Below are 21622 nucleotides of genomic sequence, written 5' to 3'. Positions count from 1 at the left end.
TTATAAGAATTCGATTATATGATTCAACAATAATAGTATCAATGTATATTTCAATCAGATAAGCTCTCAACATAAAAAACCCTAATATTTTTATGCAAATATTATACATAATTTACATATATATTGCAATTATAAAAAACAATTTAAATAATTTTTTATAAGCAAAATATTATGCAAATTAAGACTTTAATTTAAAATATTCTATAGCCTTAATTAAATCTTTAGCCTCACTGAGAAGAGATTCGGAAGCAGAAGTAGCTTCAGATACTAAAGCAGCATTTTTTTGTACAGAAGAATCCATATTATCAATGGCTGTATTAACTTGATCAATACCTCTTTCCTGTTCTTGTGAAGCTGTATTAATCTTGTCCATTATACTAGAAACATTATCCATCTTTTCTAATATTTCATTGAATATAGTTTGTGATTCTTGTACGCTGTTTGCTGCTAATTTTATCTTATTATTACTGTCTGTTATTAAAGAAGTAATATTTTTTACTGATTCCTGAGTATTTTGAGCAAGGTTTCTTACTTCACTGGCTACCACTGCAAATCCGCGTCCCTGATCCCCTGCTCTAGCCGCCTCTACCGAAGCATTTAAAGCCAATATATTAGTTTGAAAAGCTATTCCCTCTATAAGTTTAGTAATATCCATTATTTTAGAACTAGACTCATAAACTGCATCCATTTTATTTACACTATCTTCTATTATTACTCCAGCTTTATTTACGCATTCTTTTACATCCATTACCATAGATGTACTTTGTGATACTCCTTCAGCTGATTCTTTTATAGCACTAGCCATCTCATTCATAGATGCTGCTGTCTCTTCCAAACTAGATGCCTGTGTTTCTGTTCTTTGAGATAAGTCATTATTTCCTACTAAAACCTCATTTGCTGCTGTAGAAACCTGCTCTGCTGATTTTTTTACAGTAGAAACTACATTTCCTAAATTTTTTAAAGTATTTTCTAATCCTCTTGCAATATCTCCCCATTCATCATTCAATTTTAAAAAGTCATTTGAAATATGAAAAGATATATCTCCATTAGATATTCTTGTAATATCTCTTGCTGTATATCCTATTAATTTTGTTACTTTTCTCTTTATTATTAAAGGAACTATTATAGCACTTATGACAACTATTAATGCTGATATTATAAACATTATATTTCTTATAATATTAGAATCTTTTAATATAACATCATTAGGGGCAGTAATTTTCAATCCCCAATATTTTCCTTTTGATATTTCTACAGGAGTAAATGAATATGTATAAAATTTTTTTAATGTTCCGCTAAAATTTTCAAATAATAAATTTTCTCCTCGTATTATTTTATTAAATACATCATGCTCCTTGTAATATGGATATATTTCATCAAGTGTCTTAGATATATAAATTGCCTTATCACTATCATAAGCTATAGTTCCAGCATTATCAAACAATGTGATTGTTGATCCCTCAAATGGATTTATTTTAGATAATGATTCACTAATAGAATTTACATTCACTTCCAAACATATTACGCCTATAACTCTATTTGATGTTTTTATTGGTACAGCCCAGGTATAAAATAAATCCTTATCATTGACAGGTGATTTATATACATCAGATATATATGTTTCTCCTGTGCTTAAAGTTTTTTTATATGTGTCATTTTGAAAAATTTTTGTATCAAAATATGAGGTTTGAATTTTAGAGCTATCATCTCTTGATAAATAATAATTAAAACGTCCATTTGCAGGACCATATTTTTCTGAATTTGTATAATCTGAATCATTGCCTATTGTATTAGGTTCAAATATTATAAGCAAACTATTAACTTTTTTAGGAAGTTCATCAAAAAAACTATATAAAAGTCTTTCATAAAATGCTCTGCTTAAAGTACTGTCATTGTATAATCCTCTTATAACTCTTTCTAATCCAACAAGAGAATATAAATCTTCTTCCATATATGATAATAATTTAGCGGCTTCTCCTTTTGAACTTTCCTCTAATACTCTGTAAGATAATTTTTTACTAGCTGATTTTACATAAGCGATATTTACCGCATTTGAAATAATAATCATAATCAATAATGGTATCAATATAGCTAAACTAATTTTTATTTGAAGACTAAATTTCTTAACCATAAATTACACCTATAAATTTTTTTTACAAAATATATTATACATTTTTTATTTGCAATTTCAATAATAAAAAAAATTATTTATTATTGTTCAAATTAAAAATATAGTTTAGTGTATTTTCAGTTAAAATATTAAAATATTAAAATATTTTATACTATTAATTTAATTATAAAAAATTTATTTATAAACAAAATATAGAAATATGATTTTATCTTAATTTCAGTTCATTATTTATATAAAATTAATAATGAACTGAAAATGATATTTTAATTAATCTTTTAAATTGAAATATGATATAGCTTTTAATAAATCATTGGCTTCACTTAATAAAGACTCTGATGCTGAAGTAGCTTCCGATACCAAAGCAGCATTTTTCTGTACGGAAGCATCCATATTACTGATTGCAATATTAACCTGATCTATTCCCTTCTCCTGTTCCTGAGCGGCAATATTGATTCTATCCATTATAGAAGAAGCTCTATCCATTTTTTCTAATATTTCATTAAAAATAGTTTGAGATTCCTGAACACTTGCAGCAGCTAATTTTATTTTATCATTACTATCCGTAATCAATGAAGTAATACTCTTTACAGACTCCTGAGTATTCTGAGCAAGATTTCTTACTTCACTAGCTACTACAGCAAATCCTCGTCCTTGTTCGCCTGCACGTGCCGCCTCTACTGAAGCATTTAAAGCTAATATATTAGTTTGAAAAGCTATTCCCTCTATAAGTTTAGTAATATCCATTATTTTAGAACTAGATTCATAAACATCATTCATTTTGTTTACACTATCTTCTATTATCGTTCCGGCTTTATTCAAAGATTCCTTAGCATCCGATACCATAGAAGTACTTTGGGCAACGCTCTCAGCTGATTCTTTTATAGCACTAGCCATCTCATTCATAGATGCTGCTGTCTCTTCCAAACTAGATGCTTGTGTTTCTGTTCTTTGAGATAAATCATTGTTTCCTATCAAAACTTCATTTGCCGCTGTAGAAACCTGCTCTGCTGAATGTTTTACTGTGTTTATTACATTATTAAAATTACTCATGGCTTTATCCCAGCCTCTTGCTATATCTCCCCATTCATCAGTTCTTTTCTCGAATCCTTTAGGTATTTCAACAGTTAAATCGCCTGTAGAATCTTTAGCTAAAACTATTATTATATTTGATACTTTTTTCTTAATTATGATAGGAGTAATAATTAAAGAAACAATTAATATAAATACTAATATTAATATCATTGTATTTCTAATATACATTGTTTCTGCCTGTATAACTCTGCTTGGAGTAAGAATTTCTATTCCCCAATTATGTCCTTCAAGCATAGGTATAGGAGATACAACATAAGTTCCAACTTCATTAAATACTGTTGTGAAATGCTCAAAATCTAAAGACTGTCCTGCCTGTACTTTTTCTATTATTCCTAAAGTCTTATACCATTCATAAACATCATAACCATTCTTTCCTATGCCATCTGAATTTCCTGCATTATATACTAAATTACCAGCACTATCGAAAAGTATTACTTTACTTTCAGGATAAGGTTTTATTTTTTCTATAGATTTACTTATACTTTGCGGTGTTACATCAGCAATAACTACACCTATATTTTTACCGCTATTATCAAAAACGGGTATTGACCAAGTATATATTAGAATATTATTACCAGCTACATTATATGAATATAGAGGTGTTATATATGATTTTAATGTATTTTTTGAAATAACAAAATAATCAGCATTCAAATCAGAGGCTAAAATTTTCTGCTGTATTACATTACCGTTATTTTTAGAAAGATATACTCCGAATTGTCCTTTTATATCCCTATAAAATCATTATTAGTATAATCAGCATCATTATCTATAAGATCTTTATTCAATAAAAATCCCATAGCAATTGTACTGGCCTCATCTTTTCTTACATAATTGCTTACTACATTAATATAAGTATTTCTATCCCTTATACCTATATTATATAAATCTTCCAGTGAATAAGCTAATTCATTCAAATAATTAAATTCTATTTTTAATATATTCTGACCTCTGTAAGATTCCGCCTCTACAGTTTTTTTAAGATAACTTAAAGATTTTGCTCTGTTGGCATTATTAACTAGAATTATATTTACAAGACTAGAAACTATAATCATAGCGAAAAAAATTGAAAGTATAAGTAAGCTAATTCTAAATTGCAAACCAAATTTCTTAAACATAAAAATCTCCTAACAATTATTTAATATGTTTATATCAATTGAAATAATGATTACTGCATAATTATAATACTTTAATTGTATTAAATATATTAACCCTAATTTTTTAAAAGGCTACCATGAAAACGAAAAAAGTCAATACAATTAATTTGATTTATCATAATAAAAAATAGCGTAAAATAATTATTATTTTTTAAAGTGATAAATGAAAAGCTGATAACTTTAGTTGTCATCTACTTTGCAGCGAGTTTATCATTAGCATTAATACTCATTAATTTTTTAAATGAAATAGTGAATAATGTTACTGTTGTACAAACAGCCAAAAAATCGGCTATAGGCTCTGCTAAAAGTACTGCCATTACTTTATTCTCCATAAATATAGGCAATATAAATATAAGCGGTATCAATAATATTACCTTTCTTAATATAGCAAGGAATGCAGATATTTTAGCATTTCCTAAAGCGACAAATGTTTGCTGACATGCAGTTTGTGCCCCAAATATTAATGAAGCAGCCATATATATTTTTAAAGCCCAAATAGCATAATTTATTAATTCTTCATCGCTTGTAAATATTCTAACAAAAACATAAGGAAAGAATTCTGATATAAACCACATTAAAAAAGAAAAAGAAAGACAGCTTATTAAAAGTATCTTAAAAGCAGATTTTACTCTATTTAAATTATTTGCTCCATAATTATAACTTATAATAGGCTGAGCTCCTTGTGTAAGTCCCATTATAGGAAGAAAAGAAAACTGCATAATACTGCTTAATATTGTCATAGCACCAACAGCCAAATCACCGCCGTATTTCAAAAGCGAAGTATTGAAAGATACAAATAAAATACTTTCTGTAAACTGCATTATAAATGGAGAAAATCCTAAAGCTAAACATGGAAGTATTATATTAGGAGATATTTTTAAATTTTTTAATTTTAATTTTAATACAGTCCTTTTTGACGTCATAAAAGATAGTATCCATAAGCATGATATAGCCTGAGATATGATGGTGGCAAGTGCTGCACCTCTAACATCCATATTAAATACAAATATAAATATAGGGTCTAGTATTATATTTGTAACTGCCCCTATTAAAACAGTAAACATACTTGTTTTTGCCTTTCCCTGAGCCGTAATAAAAGCATTGAGTCCTAAAGCTAATTGAACAAATATAGTACCTATAGAATATATTCTTAAATATCTTAATGCATATATGATAGTATTTTCACTTGCTCCGAAAACCATAAGAAGAGGCTTTGAAAATAATAATAATATTATAGTTAAAGTTATTGAAATAATTATTAATGTCATAGCACAGTTGCCTACTATTTCTTCTGCTTTATTATAATCCTGCTTTCCCATCATGATAGAAGCACGAGGAGAACCTCCCATACTGATAAGATATGCAAATGCAGATACAGCCATTATAACAGGCATTGTAACACCTACTCCTGTTAAAGCCTTTGCACCAATATCAGGAATATGCCCTATATACATTCTGTCTACAACATTATAGAGTACATTTATTATTTGTGCCGCTATTGCAGGAAGTGCTAATTGAAAAAGCAATTTTCCTACAGGCTTATTTCCAAGCTCATTTGATTTTAAATCATTATTATCTAATACTGCTTCATTACTCATAATTATCTCATCTATTATTTTTTAATATAGTTTACATTTTATATATCATAAACCTATTTATATTTTAGTCAAACTTTAAATTATTGACTTTAAAAGTTAATGTTATATCATTAAATTATTATATGTTAGGATGTCAAAAATGAAAAACTTATATATATTAATACTTTCTATTTTAATTTTATCATGCTCTAATAAAGCTAATGATCAAAAAGTATTTACAATAGTTCATATGAATGATACGCATTCAAAAGATAAAGAATTTATTAGTGTTTCAAAAGAAGATGGAACTACAAACAGATACGGCGGTGCTGCCAGAAGAAAAACCTTTATTGATAATGTAAGAAAAGAAAATGAAAATGTTATAGTAATGCATGCAGGAGATACTATCACAGGAAGCGTATTTTCTATTGTTTATCAAGGTATGGATGAAACAGAACTTATGAATGATATGGGTATTGATGTATCAACCCTTGGCAATCATGAATTTGATTTTGGAATAGAGCAATTAAATAATATTATAAGCAATAGAAATTTCCCTACAATAGCATGCAATGTTAAAGTAAAAGCCACAGGTGAAAATTATATTCCTCCATATATAATAACAAATATCAAAGGAGTACATGTTGCTATAATAGGAGTTTTGCAAAGTGAAAAAATGAATATAATTCAGGGTCTTGATTATATAGATATAGAAGAAGAGGTATCATCTTTAAAAAATCTTTTAAAAGAAATACCATTAAATACCACAAATGATATAACAATTTTACTAAGTCATGCCGGATTCGATACTGACAAAAGAATAGCACAGGAAATACCAAATACTTTTAATATTATAATAGGAGGACATACCCATACTTTATTAAAGAATCCTGTTATTATAGGAAAAACAACAATAGTTCAGGCAGGACAATACGGAGAGTATATAGGTACTATTGATGTAATATTCAAAAATGGTAAATATGCTTATCCTGAATATACACTCACTAGATTAGATGAAAATATAAAAGAAGATGAAACTATATTGGCAAAAATAGAAGAAATGCAGCTTGAAGTAGATAAAGAATTTAATGTTGAAATAGCAAAACTTCCTTATGAATTAACTGATGAAAATGTTAGAAGTAAATCTACTGCTTTAGGAAATTTCGTTTCTGATATAGTAGCTTCATCTCAGGACGGCATTGATATAGCATTAATAAATTCAGGTTCTTTAAGAGGCAAACTTCCGAGCGGAAAAGTAACATTAGGAAATATGTATGAGTTTTTCCCATTCGATAATTTAATAATACTTACAACTTTAAAAGGAAAAGATTTAAAAACTATATTGGAGTTATCAGCTTCAAGAAAAGGAGAAGGTGCATTTTTACAAGTTTCAAAAGACTGCATTATTAATTTCGACAGTAAAGGAAAACTTTTAGAATCATATATCAAAGGAAGAACTATAAATGACAATGACAAATATGTAGTTGCTGTTGCTGACTATATATTTAATGGAGGCGAAAAATATATTGATGAAAGCGGAAAGCCTTTATTTCAGTATGGAGAAAATATTATACATACAGGACTTGATATAAGAGATTTAATAATAACAACTTTGAAAGAATATAAAAATGTACCTGAAAATGCTATTGACAATACAGAGCGTATAATATTTAAATGATTTTTTATATAAAAAAGGGGCTGTAATAAACAGTCCCTCTTTTTTAGTTTTAATTAATAATTACTTTTTTAAAGCAGCATTTAATTCAGTATATCCTGCATCTTTAAGATAATTTACATTTTTAAATCCGTTATCAAGCAAATACTGAACTGTTTTTCCTGAACGTCCGCCGCTCTTACAATAGAAGAAATATTTTTTAGTTTTATCTAATGATAATATTTTTTTGCTGTAGCCTTTAGCTCTATAATCAATATTCATAGCACCTTTTACAGTTCCTGTTTCTTTAATTTCTTGAGGTGTTCTGACATCAACTAATATTATATTAGGATCAGCTTTCCATGATGATATAAAGTCATTAAGAGCTAGGCCGTTTTTATTAACAACTTTTACATTGTCAAGTTCGTATACAGCTTCATTAGTTTTTGCTGTTTGTGCATTACATACAATTGTTGTTAATAATAATGCGATAATAATAAAAAGATTTCTTTTCATAAGTCTTACCCCTGTATAGTATTACTATATTAGACGAATACAACATATAAAAGTTCCTTAAAATATAATTTTTTAAGGAAAAATTTAATATTTTTTGTATTTTTCATAGTTATTCAATGATTTAATAATAAAAAAGGGGCTGTAATGAACAGTTTCTTTATTATAGCATCTTTTTCTATTAATCTATTTCTCTAATAACCTTGAAGAAATTATCAATAGTAGTTTGAGATATCAGATTTTTTTCATAATAGTCTATTATATTATTTTTGAACAAAGCAGAATCTAGAGCATCTTTATTCTTTTTATCTATTTTATGAATTTGTCTATCATTATCATCGAATAAATCTTCTATTGTAACAAAATTAGAACTTATATCTTCAAGCTGAGTTATTCTTAAATTTGTTCCTTCTGCTAACTCTGTAAATTGATCTGCTGAAATATCGCTGTCAATTAATAGTATAGGCTTATCAGAAAGTTTACATAATGAATCTATTATATCATTTTTCTTTCTTTCATCATTAGGTCTTCCCACTCCATTAATAGGCATGAATGCTGTATTTATTTCTCTATTTTCTATATGCTCCATTAATAATTTAAAAGCTGTAAGATAATTATAATCTGTAATACCTTCAACATATACTATTTTGGTATCTCTCATAATATCTATATGCTTAACGCCAAATGCATTTATAATTTTTTCTAATGTATCCACTTTACCATAAGTAGCAGAGAAGTCATTTTCTATTTTTACTCCTATACCATCTTGTTTTGGCTCTACTATTTTTAATTCATCTAAATAATGAATATCTGCAAAATAAGGAATTTGAGTAGACGTGATTATAGTAACACCATTATCTTTAGCAAACTCTTTTAAAAATTTTCTTAATTCTTTTATTAAAGGAACTGATAAATGCTGTTCAGGCTCATCAATTATTATTATATCTCCTTTCTTTAATTCATTAGGATTTATTGTATTAAAGAATAAACTGAAAAACCAATTAAAGCCTTCAGATTCATTTTCTAAATTTGTAATACCATTTCTAGTTTCAAAATATATTTTTATAAAGTATTCATCTAATGCTATTTTAAATTTATATTCATTATTTGATTTATATAATTCATTGAATTTTTTTGATACAGTGTTGTCGAAAAGTTTATTTATTTCATTCTCTGTCTGTTTTGCAAAAGCAACATCGGATAATATATTAGTATAGTTTTTTATTAAATTATTATACATCTCCATATTATCTGCAGCTTTGAATAATGAACGTAGAAAATGTGATTGAGTTATAATATTTCTAGTTTTATCATGATAATGTCCATTACTAGCATAACATCCTACAGTAAGTTCGCTGTTTTTTATATTTTCTCTATGAACATATATATTTATATTTACAGATTCAATTTCTGCTAAAATTTCTAATAGGTATTTTACATCATTTTTATTAATCTGATTTTCATCAATATTGAATTCACGATATCCGGTATTTTTATTTTGTTCATAAGATTCATCATCAAGCAAACTTATTAATAATTTTAATTTATCTATATTTTCATTTTCTTTATATTTAGAAATTATTTCCATTATTTTTAATACGGTATAATTTAATATATCTTCATAAGTATATTCTGTTTTTGATTTATTATCATATTTATAATTATATTCATAAACAAAGTATATACTGCTGCCGTATTTTGAAGTAACATTATTTGTAGCATTATATATATAATCCATTATTTTCAATAAATAATTTTTACTCAAAATAATATCTGCATTGATTTTATTTTCTTCTAATTCCCATACAAGTTTATCTTTATATTCATCTTTTTCAGCATATCCATTTTTTTTTGTTCTAATAGTTTTGCATTTCCCTTTATATACGAGTCCGCTGTCTGCTTCAATAAATATTTCTAAATCTGGTTTGCATCCTATAAAACCATCTATTTTAGGATTATCTTTTCTGCCGTTTATACCGCCTTTGAATGATTTCTCTATTGCTGATAATATATTGCTTTTACCAGTGCCGTTTGCTCCTATTATGCTTATTAATGCCCCTTGCTCTATATCACCATTAAGATATAATCTGCCGTATTTTACTTCATCTTCTTTTCTTTCTGAATTATATTCTGCATCCTTGCTTACAACTACAGGATTAATATTTCTGAAGTTTTTAATTGTTAAATATCTTTTCATAAGTTTTTCCCTAAAATTTTATTACCTATCTTTATTTGATAATCTCATTCTAAAACCTTGAGATTTATATAAACTCATAAGAGGAGATATAAACTCATAATCTTCTTCAGATAATTTTTTGTCCGGATCAGTAGAAAGTTTTTTACATTTCATCAAATAATCTAATATAGGATCAAAAAAATTATCCTCTGTAAGCATATATATAAAATCCTCTTTTGTTTTATTTTCTGTTTTTAATAATGATTTTATTTTCATCCTTTTATCCTCCTCTGTATTATTTGTATTGCTATTCTCAACGATATTATTCATTATATAATAAATAACATTATTACTTCCTATGTTTTTACTATTTTGTATATAATCAAATAGATTTAATATTTTTGTATCTATTGTACTTCTGTTGCCTTCTTCGTACATATCTATATATTTATATAAAGTAGGTCTTGATATTTTAAGATATTCTGCAAGATCAGATATTCTCAAATCTAAATCTCTTATTTTTTCTCTTAATAATTTGTTTTCCATTTTTATTTTTCTCTTTTATTAAATTAAAAATTAATATTCCATAGACATAATACAATTTTTCTAATAACTAAAATATAGTGTTCTTATAAAATACCTAATACATCTATAATATAAACTATTTACATAAAATGTCAATTATTAATTTACAAATAATGTAAAATAATAATTTACAAAAAGTGTAAATAATAAAAAGGTTCGCAAGAAGCATAAAACTAATTGCAAACCTTTTATATTTATTATTTTTTATTAATCACTAAAAATTATTTAGCATATTCTCCGATAGACTCTTTAACATAATTGATATTTGCTGCAGTATTCATACTGTCTTTAGCAGAACGAACGAAGAACTCTAAACGATTTACAGTATTAACTTCGCTTGCTCCTGCATCCATATCTAAATAAAGAAGATTCAAATCAGGATATCTAGTTTTAAGTCTAGTTTCAATACCTCTAGCTATGATATGGTTAGCAATACAACCGAAAGGCTGAAGACAAAGTACATTGTTTACGCCCTCTTCAGCGAAAGTTGCTATTTCACCAGGTAAAAGCCAAGCCTCTCCAAACTGATTAGTCATAGCAGTAACTTTAGCAGCATTTTCAGCTATTTGTCTTATATGATGTGCTGGTCTGAAGCCTTTGAATTTAGACATCATCTGATTTATAGAATCTATTCTCATATCAATAACTTTTTCAGATATTTTAGAACCGTAATATCCTAAGAATGATACATCTCTAGCATTAGTTTCTTTATTAACCTGTTCGCTTATAACTTTCTGTACAAAGAAGTCAAATACAGGAGGAACTATAACCTCAACGCCTTTAGCCATAAGCCAATCGCAAACATCGCCATTAGCAAAGTTATTATATTTTACATAAATCTCACCTACTAATCCAGCTTTAGGAAGCATTAAATTATCATTAGTTTCAATGGCATTAAATTCTGCTATAGCCTGTTTTAATAATTTATCAGTAGGTTTAAGAGCGAAATCTTTAGGGTGTAATGCTATATATTTATTAGCAAGTGCCAAAGACTCACCTTTTTTAACTTCTCTAGCAGCACAGTAATAATACATTGTAGATATAGCATCAGCATAAGGCATAGCTATAATACCCTCTTTCATCAAATCCATTTTTGAAAGCTCGAATCCAGGCTGATCATTTATAACTGTTAATCCAACTGTAACAACAGGAACATCAGGATAACCTGCATTTATTAATCCTCTCTTTATAAGAGAAGCATAATTACTAGCCCTGCATTGTCCGCCTGTTTGAGTAATGCCCGCAGCTATATTTTTAGGATCATATTTTCCGCTTTGAACAGCTCTTATAATATCACCTATTACTATTGTTGCAGGATAACATATATCTTGGTTAGCATATCTTAAACCTAATTCCACAGATTCAACATCAGGTTCTGGAAGAGGTATTGTATCATATCCGCTTCTTTCTAATAAAGTTAAAATCATAGGATCATAGAAATGTCCGAATTTAGGTACAAGTATTGCACGTCTGTCATTTTTCTCATATCTTTTAATAATAGTTCTATTAGACTCTTCACTTGGTGTAAAGTCGCCTTTCATCTTCATACTTTCTATCATAGAACGTATTCTTAACCTTATACTTCCTGGACTTGATATCTCATCTACTTTTACTAAAGTAGGACTCTTACCATAAGCATTAAGTATAGATTTTATTTCATCTGAAGTAGTAGCATCAGGACCGCATCCAAAACTATTAATCTGAACTACTTCAAGCTTCATATCTTTTTGTTTGCAAGCCCATAAAGCAGCTTTAAACATTTTATTAGGGTAAGACCACTGAGTTAATACTTGAACATCAGCAAGAGATTCATCTATATCCAAACCATCTTCAGTAATAACATTAATACCAAATGAAGCAATAGTTTCAGGTATCTTATGATTGATTAATGGGTCAATATGATAAGGTCTGCTTACTATAAGTATAGTAGGAGTTTGAGTTTCTTTGGCATGTTCTATTATTTTTTTGCCTTCAGCTCTCAATTCCTCTTTAATTCTTACCTGCTCTTTTAAAGCCATTTTGAAAGCTCTGTCAAAATCTTTTTTATTTATTCCAAGAACTTTAACGAAATAAGCCTTACAGCCTTTATATAATAAATCTTCATTCAAGAAAGAAATTGTCGGAGCATCGAAAGGAATTCCGTATTTAGTTAATGGACTTATAGAACTGTCTATTACATCAGGATATCCTGTAACAACCGGACAGTTATAACTATTAACGCTTCCGTCATCTTCAGCTTTTTCTAATACTACAGATGGATAGAATATTCTGTCAACTTTAGACTCTATCAAATCATATATATGTCCGTTAGCTATTTTAGCAGGGAAACATATATTATCGCTCATAACAGTACCAGAACCTTTTTCAGCTATAGCCATGCTTGATGGTGAAGATAATTGTACTCTGTATCCGCATTCAACAAGTATAGTAGCCCAGAATGGGAAGTTTTGATACATATTAAGCACGCGAGGTATACCGATAGTACCTTTTATTTCATCTGAAGCAGGTGCTAAAGGTCTGTCGAACAATAGAGAAAGTTTTTTCTGAGTGATATCCATTCCGTAATTTCTTTCTTTATTTCCTTTATTAGTGAATATTCTTTCACATTTATTGCCTGTATAGAATGATTTATTATCTTTGAATTTTAATCTAGTAACAGTACAAAGGTTTTCGCATCCTTTACAAGTAAGCTGTTTTCTTTCATAATCATTAGCTTCCTGTAAATTATCCAAACCTATAAATGTTGTATCTTCTTCTTTAGTATTGTATGTATCTAAAGCAAGCAATGCACAACCATAAGCTCCCATAAGTTCAGATATATCAGGACGAATAACTTTTTTATCTAAAAACTTTTCTACAGAACGCAACACTGCAGCATTTTTGAAAGTACCGCCCTGAACAACTATATGATCGCCCAAAATAGAAGTATCAGTAATTTTCAATACTTTAGTGAAACAGTTTAAAGTAACACTCTTAGCAAGTCCTGCAGAAATATCAGCAACTGAAGAACCTTCTCTCAAAGACTGTTTTACTTTACTATTCATAAACACTGTACAGCGGCTTCCCAAATCGCAAGGTCTTGCAGATTCGCATGCAATATTAGCAAAGTCAGCAACTTTATAACCCATACCGCGTGCAAATGTTTCTATGAATGAACCGCATCCTGAAGAACAAGCTTCATTAATTTCAATATTTTCTATAATACCGTCTTTAATGAATATAGCTTTCATATCCTGTCCGCCTATATCAAGTATAAAGCTAACATCTTTATCGAAAGCCTTAGCACCTCTGTAATGTGCCATAGTTTCAACGATACCCTCGTCCATATTGAAAGCAGCTTTTATTAAATCCTCCCCGTAACCTGTAACGGCAGTTCTTGCTATATTAATTTTTATATTTTTCTCATCTAATTCTTTTTTAATCTCTGTAAGTCCTTCAGTAACAGCACCAACAGGATTACCATTATTGTTTCTATAATGTCTTAATACTACTTGTCCGTCCTCATCAATAATAACGATTTTTGTAGTAGTAGAACCGGAGTCTATACCTAAGAATGTATTTTTACCATTAACAGTTGATACATCAGCAGATCTTACTTTATCTTTGCTATGCTCTTCTGTCCATTCTTTATATTCTTCCTGACTTGTAAATAAAGCTTCTCTTGTTTTTGAATTAGTGATTTTTACTTCTGCTGAAATATTTTCTACTAATTTATATAATTCAGAAACTTTTATTGTAGTTTGTTCCTCTTTTTCACCGAAAGCTGCACCTATTGCTGCAGTTAATTCAGGGTGATCAACTGTATACATATCGTCTTCTGAAGCATTAAGAAGAGCCAAGAATGTTTTTCTTAATTCAGGAAGGAATGTTAAAGGTCCGCCTGTAAATAATATTTTAGGCTTAATTTCAAAACCCTTAGCCAAAGTATTAACTGTTTGAACAGCAACAGCTTGAAATATACTTTTAGCAATATCAGCTTTAGGTATATCACGGCTTATAAGAGTTTGAACATCTGTTTTAGCGAATACTCCACATCTGCTTGCCATAGGATATATAGAAGTAGATTTTTCAGCTAATACAGAAAGTTCTGAAGGCTGAACATTAAGAAGCGTAGCCATTTGATCTATAAATGCTCCTGTACCGCCTGCACAGTTACCATTCATTCTTATATCCGCTTTGAAATTATCATCAAATACTATGATTTTAGCATCTTCTCCTCCTATATCTATCAAAGTTCTTCCATAAGGATAAATCTTTCTGATAGCTGTTGAAGAAGCGATTACCTCTTGAATAAAACTAATGCCTGTTTTTTCACAGACACCCATTCCTGCTGTACCTGTCATAGCAAGAGAAAGTTTTAAATCTCCATGCATAGCTTGTAAATTATCAAGTATAGACAATAATGTATCCTTTACATCAGCATTATGTCTGACATAAGTTTTGAATATCATATTGTCATTATCATATACAACCATCTTTGCGGTAGTTGAACCAATGTCAATACCTGCTTTGAAAATTTTTTCCATAATATCTCTCCTAAAAGTAAAACTATTTATTTATTCCAGTATCATATTGTACATATTAACAAATATTATTTTAGTTTTATGATTCTTTATATTTTCCTCCGGTATATGTCCGTAGGAAAGAACTATTATAGTATCATCTTTTTTAGCGTAGTGAACATTGTCGCCATTGATGCCTATAATACCAGTACCCCTTATTCCTTTAACAACTTCAGTTTCAAAGCGAATATCATTACTCAAATTAATAACAGATACCCTCTCCCCGTCCATTATATCCGATTTATCGAGCAAGGCTTCATCTATTGTTATTGAATCTCTAAAATTTAAATCCGTCCTTGTAACTGTAAGTCTATTTATCTTGGATTTTATGACACTTCTCATCATATATTAAAATCCATATAGTCTATTTTTTTACAAATATTTTACTTATTATATTAGAAAATGTCAATATTACAAATTTAAATATTTATTAATAATGGTTATTATATACTAGGCAAATTTTAATTATAATCACACATATTATACGTATAATCAAAAAGGACTTATAAAAGCATTAAATAAATTTCCATTCAAATTTCCTTCTACAATTATATCCATTTTGAAAACATTTTTATTTCCTAATCTATAATTAACATAATCATCTTTTTCATGAACTATAATTTCTACAAAATCCATCTTACCCATAAACTGTTTAATAAATACTTCTTCATCAATAATATTTCCTCCGCTCTTAGAAGAAATATTATTACCCTCTCTTATAATTTTTCTTGCAGAATAATCTTTTACTTTTTTATCAAATTCTTCTTTGTTTAAAAATACATCTCTTAAAAATGAAACAGCCTTATTTTTATCGCTTTCATTAGAATCATCAAAAGCAGCAAGAATTTTTTTATTATTAACCCATTCAATCTCTTTATCAAAAGAACCTACCATTCTATTATATAAGAAGCTTCCAAGAACTTCATCATTATAATAAATAGGAGTTAAATATTCTTTAAGCATTTTATTTAAATCTTCATCTTTGTAATTATTATCTATAATATCTGCAAGCAAAAACTCGGCAAGCTCTTCTCCCTGCTCTTTTTCGTATCTGACTTTTAATTTGACAATAGATTCTCTTTTTATTATCTTCTTATAATAATCTAATTCCTTTTCATAGATTTTCATTCTTACAACTATTTTTTTATTCTTTTCTATGTATCCTGTTTCAATATCCTTATATGCAATGCACATAATAAGCACATTAATTTTATCATCATCTTCAGTTTTTGCCCCAAAAAAATCAGGAGAACCTATTATAAAAGCAACATCTTTATATTCTTCTGAAAACTCACTTTCTTTTTGCAAATAAAACATAATTAAAATCCATAATTGTATTATAAAATAATGATTTATTTTAAAACAAATAACAATTATTGTCAAAAAAAATATACTATATTGATAATAAATATTTTTTATTATAAAATTACGCAAAAATATATTAAAGGAGTTGAAAATGAAGAAAGACATTTTCACAAGCTCTATAGGAGTTATAATAGCCGGTGCTATTATAGGTGCTATAGCTGCTTGGCTCTCTGTAATGGGCAATCCTGCTAATATGGGTATATGTATTGCATGCTTTACCCGAGATTTAGCCGGAGCTGTCGGATTGCATAGAGCAGCTGCTGTACAATATATAAGACCTGAATTAATAGGACTTGTTATAGGTGCATCAGTTTCGGCAATACTCTCTAAAGAATTCGTTCCTAAGGGAGGAAGCTCGCCTATTATAAGATTCTGTTTAGGCTTCTTTGCTATGATCGGTGCTTTAGTTTTTCTAGGATGTCCTTGGAGAACTTTGCTTAGAGTAGCAGGAGGAGATATTAACGGAATATTTGGTTTAATAGGCATTATTATAGGCGGAGGAATAGGAGTTTTCTTCTGGAAACAAAATTTCTCTTTAGGTCAGCCAAAAGCTTATAAAAATAAGTTAGTAGGTTTATTGCCTCTAGTTGTATCAATAATACTTTTAATTTTATTATTGAAACAAACAAAATTTTCTGAAGGAGGTCCAATATTCTTTTCTGAATCCGGTCCGGGAAGTATGAGAGCCCCTATCATTATAGCTTTAATAGCTTCAATAGTTATAGGATTCATAGCTCAAAAATCAAGATTCTGTACTGTAGGCGGACTTAGAGACGGAATATTTATGAAAGATTTCCATATGACTAAAGGTGTTATAGCTTTTATTGCTGCTGCTTTTATAGTAAACATAATAACTAACAGATTTAGTTTTTCTATGGAAAATCAGCCAATAGCCCATACAAATATTTTATGGAATACTGTATCAATGATTCTTACAGGTTTAGCATTTACTTTAGGTACAGGATGCCCTGGAAGACAAGTGATACAATCTGCGGAAGGTAATATGGACAGTTTTATATTCGTTATAGGTATGTTAGTTGGTGCTGGATTTGCTCATAACTTTAATTTAGCAAGTTCAACTTCAGGCCCTACTACTTATGGAATGGGAGCTGTTATTTTAGGTTTGGTATTTTGTATAATAATTGGTTTTACAATGAAAGAAAATACCGCTAATTGATATATTTCTTGTACAGCCGTGTGCTGCCGTAATATAAAGGGAAATATACCGCAACAAATTTTTGGAAGTAATATAATGAACTTTGCCTCTGCTTTGTATTCTTAAAACTTAATAAAGTTATGATAATACAAGGCAGAGGCAGAGATCATAAAAAAAGATTTAGATAAAAAATATAATGCTTATTATAATAATAAGAATTTTTCTAAATAAAACTTCCACAATTTTCAAAAAAACACTACAAATTACTCATTTTTTAATTAATCAAAAGGAAATTGCTATGCCGGATACTATAAAAGTAGATACTAGAGGAATGTCATGTTCTCAAGCCTCTTTTCAGGCTAAATGTGCCGCTATTAATAATACAGAATTAAATACTATTATAGAAGTTTTGGTAAGCGGACATTCAAGCTGTGAAAGTGTTATAAGAGGATGCAAAAAATACGGTTATGAAGGTACTTTCAAAAATACAGAAAATGAAGATATACTTGTAACCTTAACAAAAGTAAAGTGATATTTTAATTATAAATTATATATACCTAAACAACTATATTTTATCAAAATAATTTTTTTAATTTAAAATATTTGCAGGGCTTTGCCCCGCACCCCAGTTCTTTTATTGGTATAAAAGAACCAAAAGAACTGCATTTTTAGGATAAATTTAGGTTTATTTTACATTAAATAAATATTTTTAAAATATAAAGTTATAGCAATTGTGTTTTCGCGAAGCGTACCTACGGCAGGCGTGCGGCGGGAAAAAGTTGAATAAAAAATTGACAAAGTGAAAAATTTTAGTATATACCAAAAAATAGAATTTAAATAAATAAAAATATAATTATAATACTATTTTATAATAAAATAATCGTATTAAATAAAAAAGGAGGCATAAAGCCCCCCCTTTATATTCAAAATGAAAATTCAATTATTTACTAGCTAATTCATGAGCATAAGCCATTCTAAACATATCAACTTCATTAAATTGTTTAGTAATGAATTGAATACCTATAGGCATATTGTTTTTATCTGCTCCGCAAGGTACGCTCATAGCAGGAAGTCCTACCAAGTTAATATTAGAAACATAACTATCAGCCAAGAAACTTAAAGCACTGTCAGTTTGATCTCTTGTACCTAAAAGTCCTGCAGTCACAGGAGAAGTAGGAGAAACAATAACATCAACATTTTTGAATGCATTATCAAAATCCATTTGCATTAACTTTCTTACTTTTAATGCATGCTGATAATGGCTGTAGAAGAATCTTTTACCAGTCATTAAAGTACCGAATAATATTCTAGCTCTAGTTTCAAAAGCAAGTCCTACACTTCTTGAAGTATAGTAATATTCATCTAAATTGAAATCGCCTTTAGGGTGATATCCGTATCTTATACCGTCATATCTTCCCATATTAGAAGCTACTTCAACATCCATAACTGCTGTATAAACTCTTGAGCCATATTTTGCATTAGGTAAGCTAATCTCAACAATTTCAGCACCTTGATCTTTTAATTTACCTATAGCATCCATAACATTTTCTTTAACATCATGAGATATTAAATCTGTGTCATAATACTCTTTAGCAAGTCCTATTTTCATTCCTTTAATATTACCATCTAAAGCAGCAACATAATCAGGAACCGGTATATTTAAAGTAGTGGATTCTTTAGGATCGAAACCAGCTATAATTTTAGTCATCAAAGCAGCATCTTTAACATCTTTAGTTAAAGGTCCAACTTGGTCTAAACTGCTAGCCATAGCAATACATCCTAATCTAGGAACTCTGCCATAAGTAGGCTTAACACCAACTATACCGCAAAAAGAAGCCGGCTGTCTTATAGAACCGCCTGTATCACTTCCTAAAGCACCGAAAGCAAAATTAGCAGCAACTGCAGCAGCAGAACCGCCTGAAGAACCGCCAGGTACATGAGCTCTGTTTTTAGGGTTTCTAGTAACTCCATAGTTAGAAGTCTCTGTAGTACCTCCCATAGCAAACTCGTCCATATTAGTTCTGCCTATTATAATAGCACCATTATCTATTAATCTCTGAACTGTTGGAGCTGTATAAGGAGCTTTATAGCCTTCAAGCATTTTTGAAGAAGCTGTCATCAAATGATCTTTATAACATAAATTATCTTTAATAGCCAAAGGAACACCAAGCAAAGGCAAATCTTCACCATTATTGATTCTCTCTTGTGCTTTTTTAGCCTGTTCTAATGCTTCTTCTTTAAAAATTTCAAGATATGCATATATTTTATCATCTCTTTTATTGTCTTCTTCTATTTTTTTAATAATAGAATCAACTAATGTAGGAGCATCTATTTCTTTATTTTTTAATTTTTCTCTTATTTGAATTATAGTCAATTCATTTAACTCCATAGTAAAAAACCTCTCATATTAAATAGAAATATAATAAAAGTTATTAATTTGAAAGATTATATCATAAATATATGTTTTTTGCAAAAAATAAATATATTTTTTAAAGCATAATACAAAAAAATAGAGAGCCTGAATATTACAGACTCTCTATTTATTAAAAATCAATTACAATTACTGAGCATTATCAGTAGCTTGAGTATTATTCTCATCTGCATTTTCATCTTTAGGAGGATTAATTTCAGGTGGTATTCCTACAGGAACATCAGCAAAATCGAAATAATTTTCATAATAAGATTTTTGGAATCTGTTAGCTATAGGCTGCATTCTGAAATTATCTACATAAGAAGCTACAAAGTTAATGTTTTTACCGCCATAAGTAGCATAATAAACAGCTAAAGAAGTATTAGCAGCTTTATTCATATAATTACCATATCTCATAGAAGTAAAATCATCAAAAGTAGAATATCTGCTGTTATGGAATCCGCCGTATTTAGTATGGAATCCGCCTAAAGTTCTGCTGAATAAACCTCTAGACATTACATAACCAGGATGAGCATATTCTTTACCTTCATTTCTTGATTTGTATTGTTCTAAAGTGTAATCACCTTCATAAACAGCACTTACAGCAAATAATTTATCTTCATGGAAGAAGAATTTATAAGCCCATTTAGTCTGTTTTCCTGCCAAAGTAGCATCATCATTAATATTGTCAGCTCTAACTGTCATACATTTAAATTCATTAGTAACTATAAAGTTAAAGTATAAAATACCTGAATCTCTTGTGAAAAGCTCAGAAACATCATTAGTAGTGAATTTAACATTTATCCAATTCATTGTATGAGGATTGTACCATACTAAATCAGGATCTGGATACTTACTAACATAAAATGTACCGCTTATAGGCTCAGCAGCAGCTGAAGAGAAATTAGAAGCCATTAATATCTCATTAACTTCATCTGGAGTAATTCCATAAGGAACCATATTGTGGAACATGTATGGAACTGTTTCATAAGCAAAAGCAGAGATACTTACAGCTACAAACAAAAACATAACTAGTAATTTTTTCATTTTGTTCTCCAAGATTTTTATTATTCATTATTATACATTATTGAATAATAAAATCAAATGCATTATGTTTACTTGCAGATATTTTTTTATGCTTTTAATAAACATAACTTAATAATAGAGTTATTGCATGGGTGCCATACATATTGCATTTAAGTATTCCTTATCTTTTTGAAGTATAACATAGGTGTATCATAATT

Annotated in this window: 15 protein-coding genes; 3 read left to right on the top strand and 12 right to left on the bottom strand. The window is 28.7% G+C overall.

From position 1 onward, the window contains the following. Positions 1-178 precede the first annotated feature (178 nt). The 4 genes from Q0K19_RS05650 to Q0K19_RS05640 form a co-directional block, all read right to left on the bottom strand. On the bottom strand, positions 179-2131 hold the full coding sequence (locus Q0K19_RS05650; RefSeq protein WP_297246180.1) for a methyl-accepting chemotaxis protein: 1953 nt from the start codon (positions 2129-2131) through the stop codon (positions 179-181). 267 nt (positions 2132-2398) lie between these two features. Then, positions 2399-3877, bottom strand: a complete 1479-nt coding sequence (locus tag Q0K19_RS05645) for a methyl-accepting chemotaxis protein (RefSeq protein WP_335845558.1) — start codon at positions 3875-3877, stop codon at positions 2399-2401. Positions 3878-3948: 71 nt separating this feature from the next. Then, positions 3949-4341, bottom strand: coding sequence for a hypothetical protein (locus tag Q0K19_RS15405; RefSeq protein ID WP_367172139.1), 393 nt, complete (start codon positions 4339-4341; stop codon positions 3949-3951). A gap of 230 nt (positions 4342-4571) precedes the next feature. Further along, the gene (locus tag Q0K19_RS05640) at positions 4572-5978 is read right to left on the bottom strand and encodes an MATE family efflux transporter (RefSeq protein WP_297246179.1); all 1407 of its coding nucleotides are present in this window, start codon (positions 5976-5978) and stop codon (positions 4572-4574) included. 139 nt (positions 5979-6117) lie between these two features. On the opposite strand from Q0K19_RS05640, the gene Q0K19_RS05635 reads away from it, so the two are divergent. Then, positions 6118-7635, top strand: a complete 1518-nt coding sequence (locus Q0K19_RS05635; protein WP_297246177.1) for a bifunctional UDP-sugar hydrolase/5'-nucleotidase — start codon at positions 6118-6120, stop codon at positions 7633-7635. A 60-nt stretch (positions 7636-7695) separates the two neighbouring features. On the opposite strand, the gene Q0K19_RS05630 is transcribed toward Q0K19_RS05635, so the two are convergent. The 6 genes from Q0K19_RS05630 to Q0K19_RS05605 all read right to left on the bottom strand — a co-directional run bounded on the left by Q0K19_RS05630 (position 7696) and on the right by Q0K19_RS05605 (position 16764). Further along, complete coding sequence (locus tag Q0K19_RS05630) at positions 7696-8127, bottom strand: rhodanese-like domain-containing protein (protein ID WP_297246175.1); 432 nt, start codon at positions 8125-8127, stop codon at positions 7696-7698. Between the two features lie 178 nt (positions 8128-8305). Beyond that, positions 8306-10321 (bottom strand): AAA family ATPase, encoded by a 2016-nt coding sequence (locus tag Q0K19_RS05625; protein ID WP_297246173.1) that lies wholly within the window; start codon positions 10319-10321, stop codon positions 8306-8308. A 21-nt stretch (positions 10322-10342) separates the two neighbouring features. Further along, positions 10343-10846: a hypothetical protein gene (locus tag Q0K19_RS05620; RefSeq protein WP_297246171.1), complete on the bottom strand. Its 504-nt coding sequence runs from the start codon at positions 10844-10846 to the stop codon at positions 10343-10345. 260 nt (positions 10847-11106) lie between these two features. Then, entirely contained in the window at positions 11107-15411 is a 4305-nt protein-coding gene (locus Q0K19_RS05615) for an acyl-CoA dehydratase activase-related protein (protein ID WP_297246169.1), read from the bottom strand. 30 nt (positions 15412-15441) lie between these two features. Next, positions 15442-15792 (bottom strand): aspartate 1-decarboxylase, encoded by a 351-nt coding sequence (locus Q0K19_RS05610; RefSeq protein WP_048594951.1) that lies wholly within the window; start codon positions 15790-15792, stop codon positions 15442-15444. Positions 15793-15939: 147 nt separating this feature from the next. Further along, positions 15940-16764, bottom strand: coding sequence for a DUF2262 domain-containing protein (locus Q0K19_RS05605; RefSeq protein WP_297246167.1), 825 nt, complete (start codon positions 16762-16764; stop codon positions 15940-15942). A 139-nt stretch (positions 16765-16903) separates the two neighbouring features. On the opposite strand from Q0K19_RS05605, the gene yedE reads away from it, so the two are divergent. Continuing rightward, positions 16904-17989, top strand: coding sequence for a YedE family putative selenium transporter (yedE, locus tag Q0K19_RS05600; protein ID WP_297246165.1), 1086 nt, complete (start codon positions 16904-16906; stop codon positions 17987-17989). Between the two features lie 277 nt (positions 17990-18266). Next, a complete protein-coding gene (locus Q0K19_RS05595; protein ID WP_297246163.1) occupies positions 18267-18500 on the top strand; it encodes a sulfurtransferase TusA family protein in 234 nt (77 codons plus the stop codon). 408 nt (positions 18501-18908) lie between these two features. On the opposite strand, the gene gatA is transcribed toward Q0K19_RS05595, so the two are convergent. Further along, the gene (gatA, locus tag Q0K19_RS05590) at positions 18909-20357 is read right to left on the bottom strand and encodes an Asp-tRNA(Asn)/Glu-tRNA(Gln) amidotransferase subunit GatA (RefSeq protein WP_297246161.1); all 1449 of its coding nucleotides are present in this window, start codon (positions 20355-20357) and stop codon (positions 18909-18911) included. Between the two features lie 171 nt (positions 20358-20528). Continuing rightward, positions 20529-21425 (bottom strand): hypothetical protein, encoded by an 897-nt coding sequence (locus Q0K19_RS05585; RefSeq protein ID WP_297246159.1) that lies wholly within the window; start codon positions 21423-21425, stop codon positions 20529-20531. Between the last annotated feature and the right edge of the window lie 197 nt (positions 21426-21622).

It is taken from the genome of uncultured Brachyspira sp., assembly GCF_944393015.1.
In the GTDB taxonomy this organism is placed as follows: domain Bacteria; phylum Spirochaetota; class Brachyspiria; order Brachyspirales; family Brachyspiraceae; genus Brachyspira.
The sequence above is the reverse complement of the archived record's forward strand: the minus strand, read 5'-3'. Positions and strand labels throughout refer to the sequence as shown.

Coding starts and splice junctions, on each gene's coding strand:
- Q0K19_RS05650 (WP_297246180.1), bottom strand. CDS start 2,131: ATGGTTAAGAAATTTAGTCTTCAAATAAAAATTAGTTTAGCTATATTG.
- Q0K19_RS15405 (WP_367172139.1), bottom strand. CDS start 4,341: ATGTTTAAGAAATTTGGTTTGCAATTTAGAATTAGCTTACTTATACTT.
- Q0K19_RS05640 (WP_297246179.1), bottom strand. CDS start 5,978: ATGAGTAATGAAGCAGTATTAGATAATAATGATTTAAAATCAAATGAG.
- Q0K19_RS05635 (WP_297246177.1), top strand. CDS start 6,118: ATGAAAAACTTATATATATTAATACTTTCTATTTTAATTTTATCATGC.
- Q0K19_RS05630 (WP_297246175.1), bottom strand. CDS start 8,127: ATGAAAAGAAATCTTTTTATTATTATCGCATTATTATTAACAACAATT.
- Q0K19_RS05625 (WP_297246173.1), bottom strand. CDS start 10,321: ATGAAAAGATATTTAACAATTAAAAACTTCAGAAATATTAATCCTGTA.
- Q0K19_RS05620 (WP_297246171.1), bottom strand. CDS start 10,846: ATGGAAAACAAATTATTAAGAGAAAAAATAAGAGATTTAGATTTGAGA.
- Q0K19_RS05615 (WP_297246169.1), bottom strand. CDS start 15,411: ATGGAAAAAATTTTCAAAGCAGGTATTGACATTGGTTCAACTACCGCA.
- Q0K19_RS05610 (WP_048594951.1), bottom strand. CDS start 15,792: ATGATGAGAAGTGTCATAAAATCCAAGATAAATAGACTTACAGTTACA.
- Q0K19_RS05605 (WP_297246167.1), bottom strand. CDS start 16,764: ATGTTTTATTTGCAAAAAGAAAGTGAGTTTTCAGAAGAATATAAAGAT.
- yedE (WP_297246165.1), top strand. CDS start 16,904: ATGAAGAAAGACATTTTCACAAGCTCTATAGGAGTTATAATAGCCGGT.
- Q0K19_RS05595 (WP_297246163.1), top strand. CDS start 18,267: ATGCCGGATACTATAAAAGTAGATACTAGAGGAATGTCATGTTCTCAA.
- gatA (WP_297246161.1), bottom strand. CDS start 20,357: ATGGAGTTAAATGAATTGACTATAATTCAAATAAGAGAAAAATTAAAA.
- Q0K19_RS05585 (WP_297246159.1), bottom strand. CDS start 21,425: ATGAAAAAATTACTAGTTATGTTTTTGTTTGTAGCTGTAAGTATCTCT.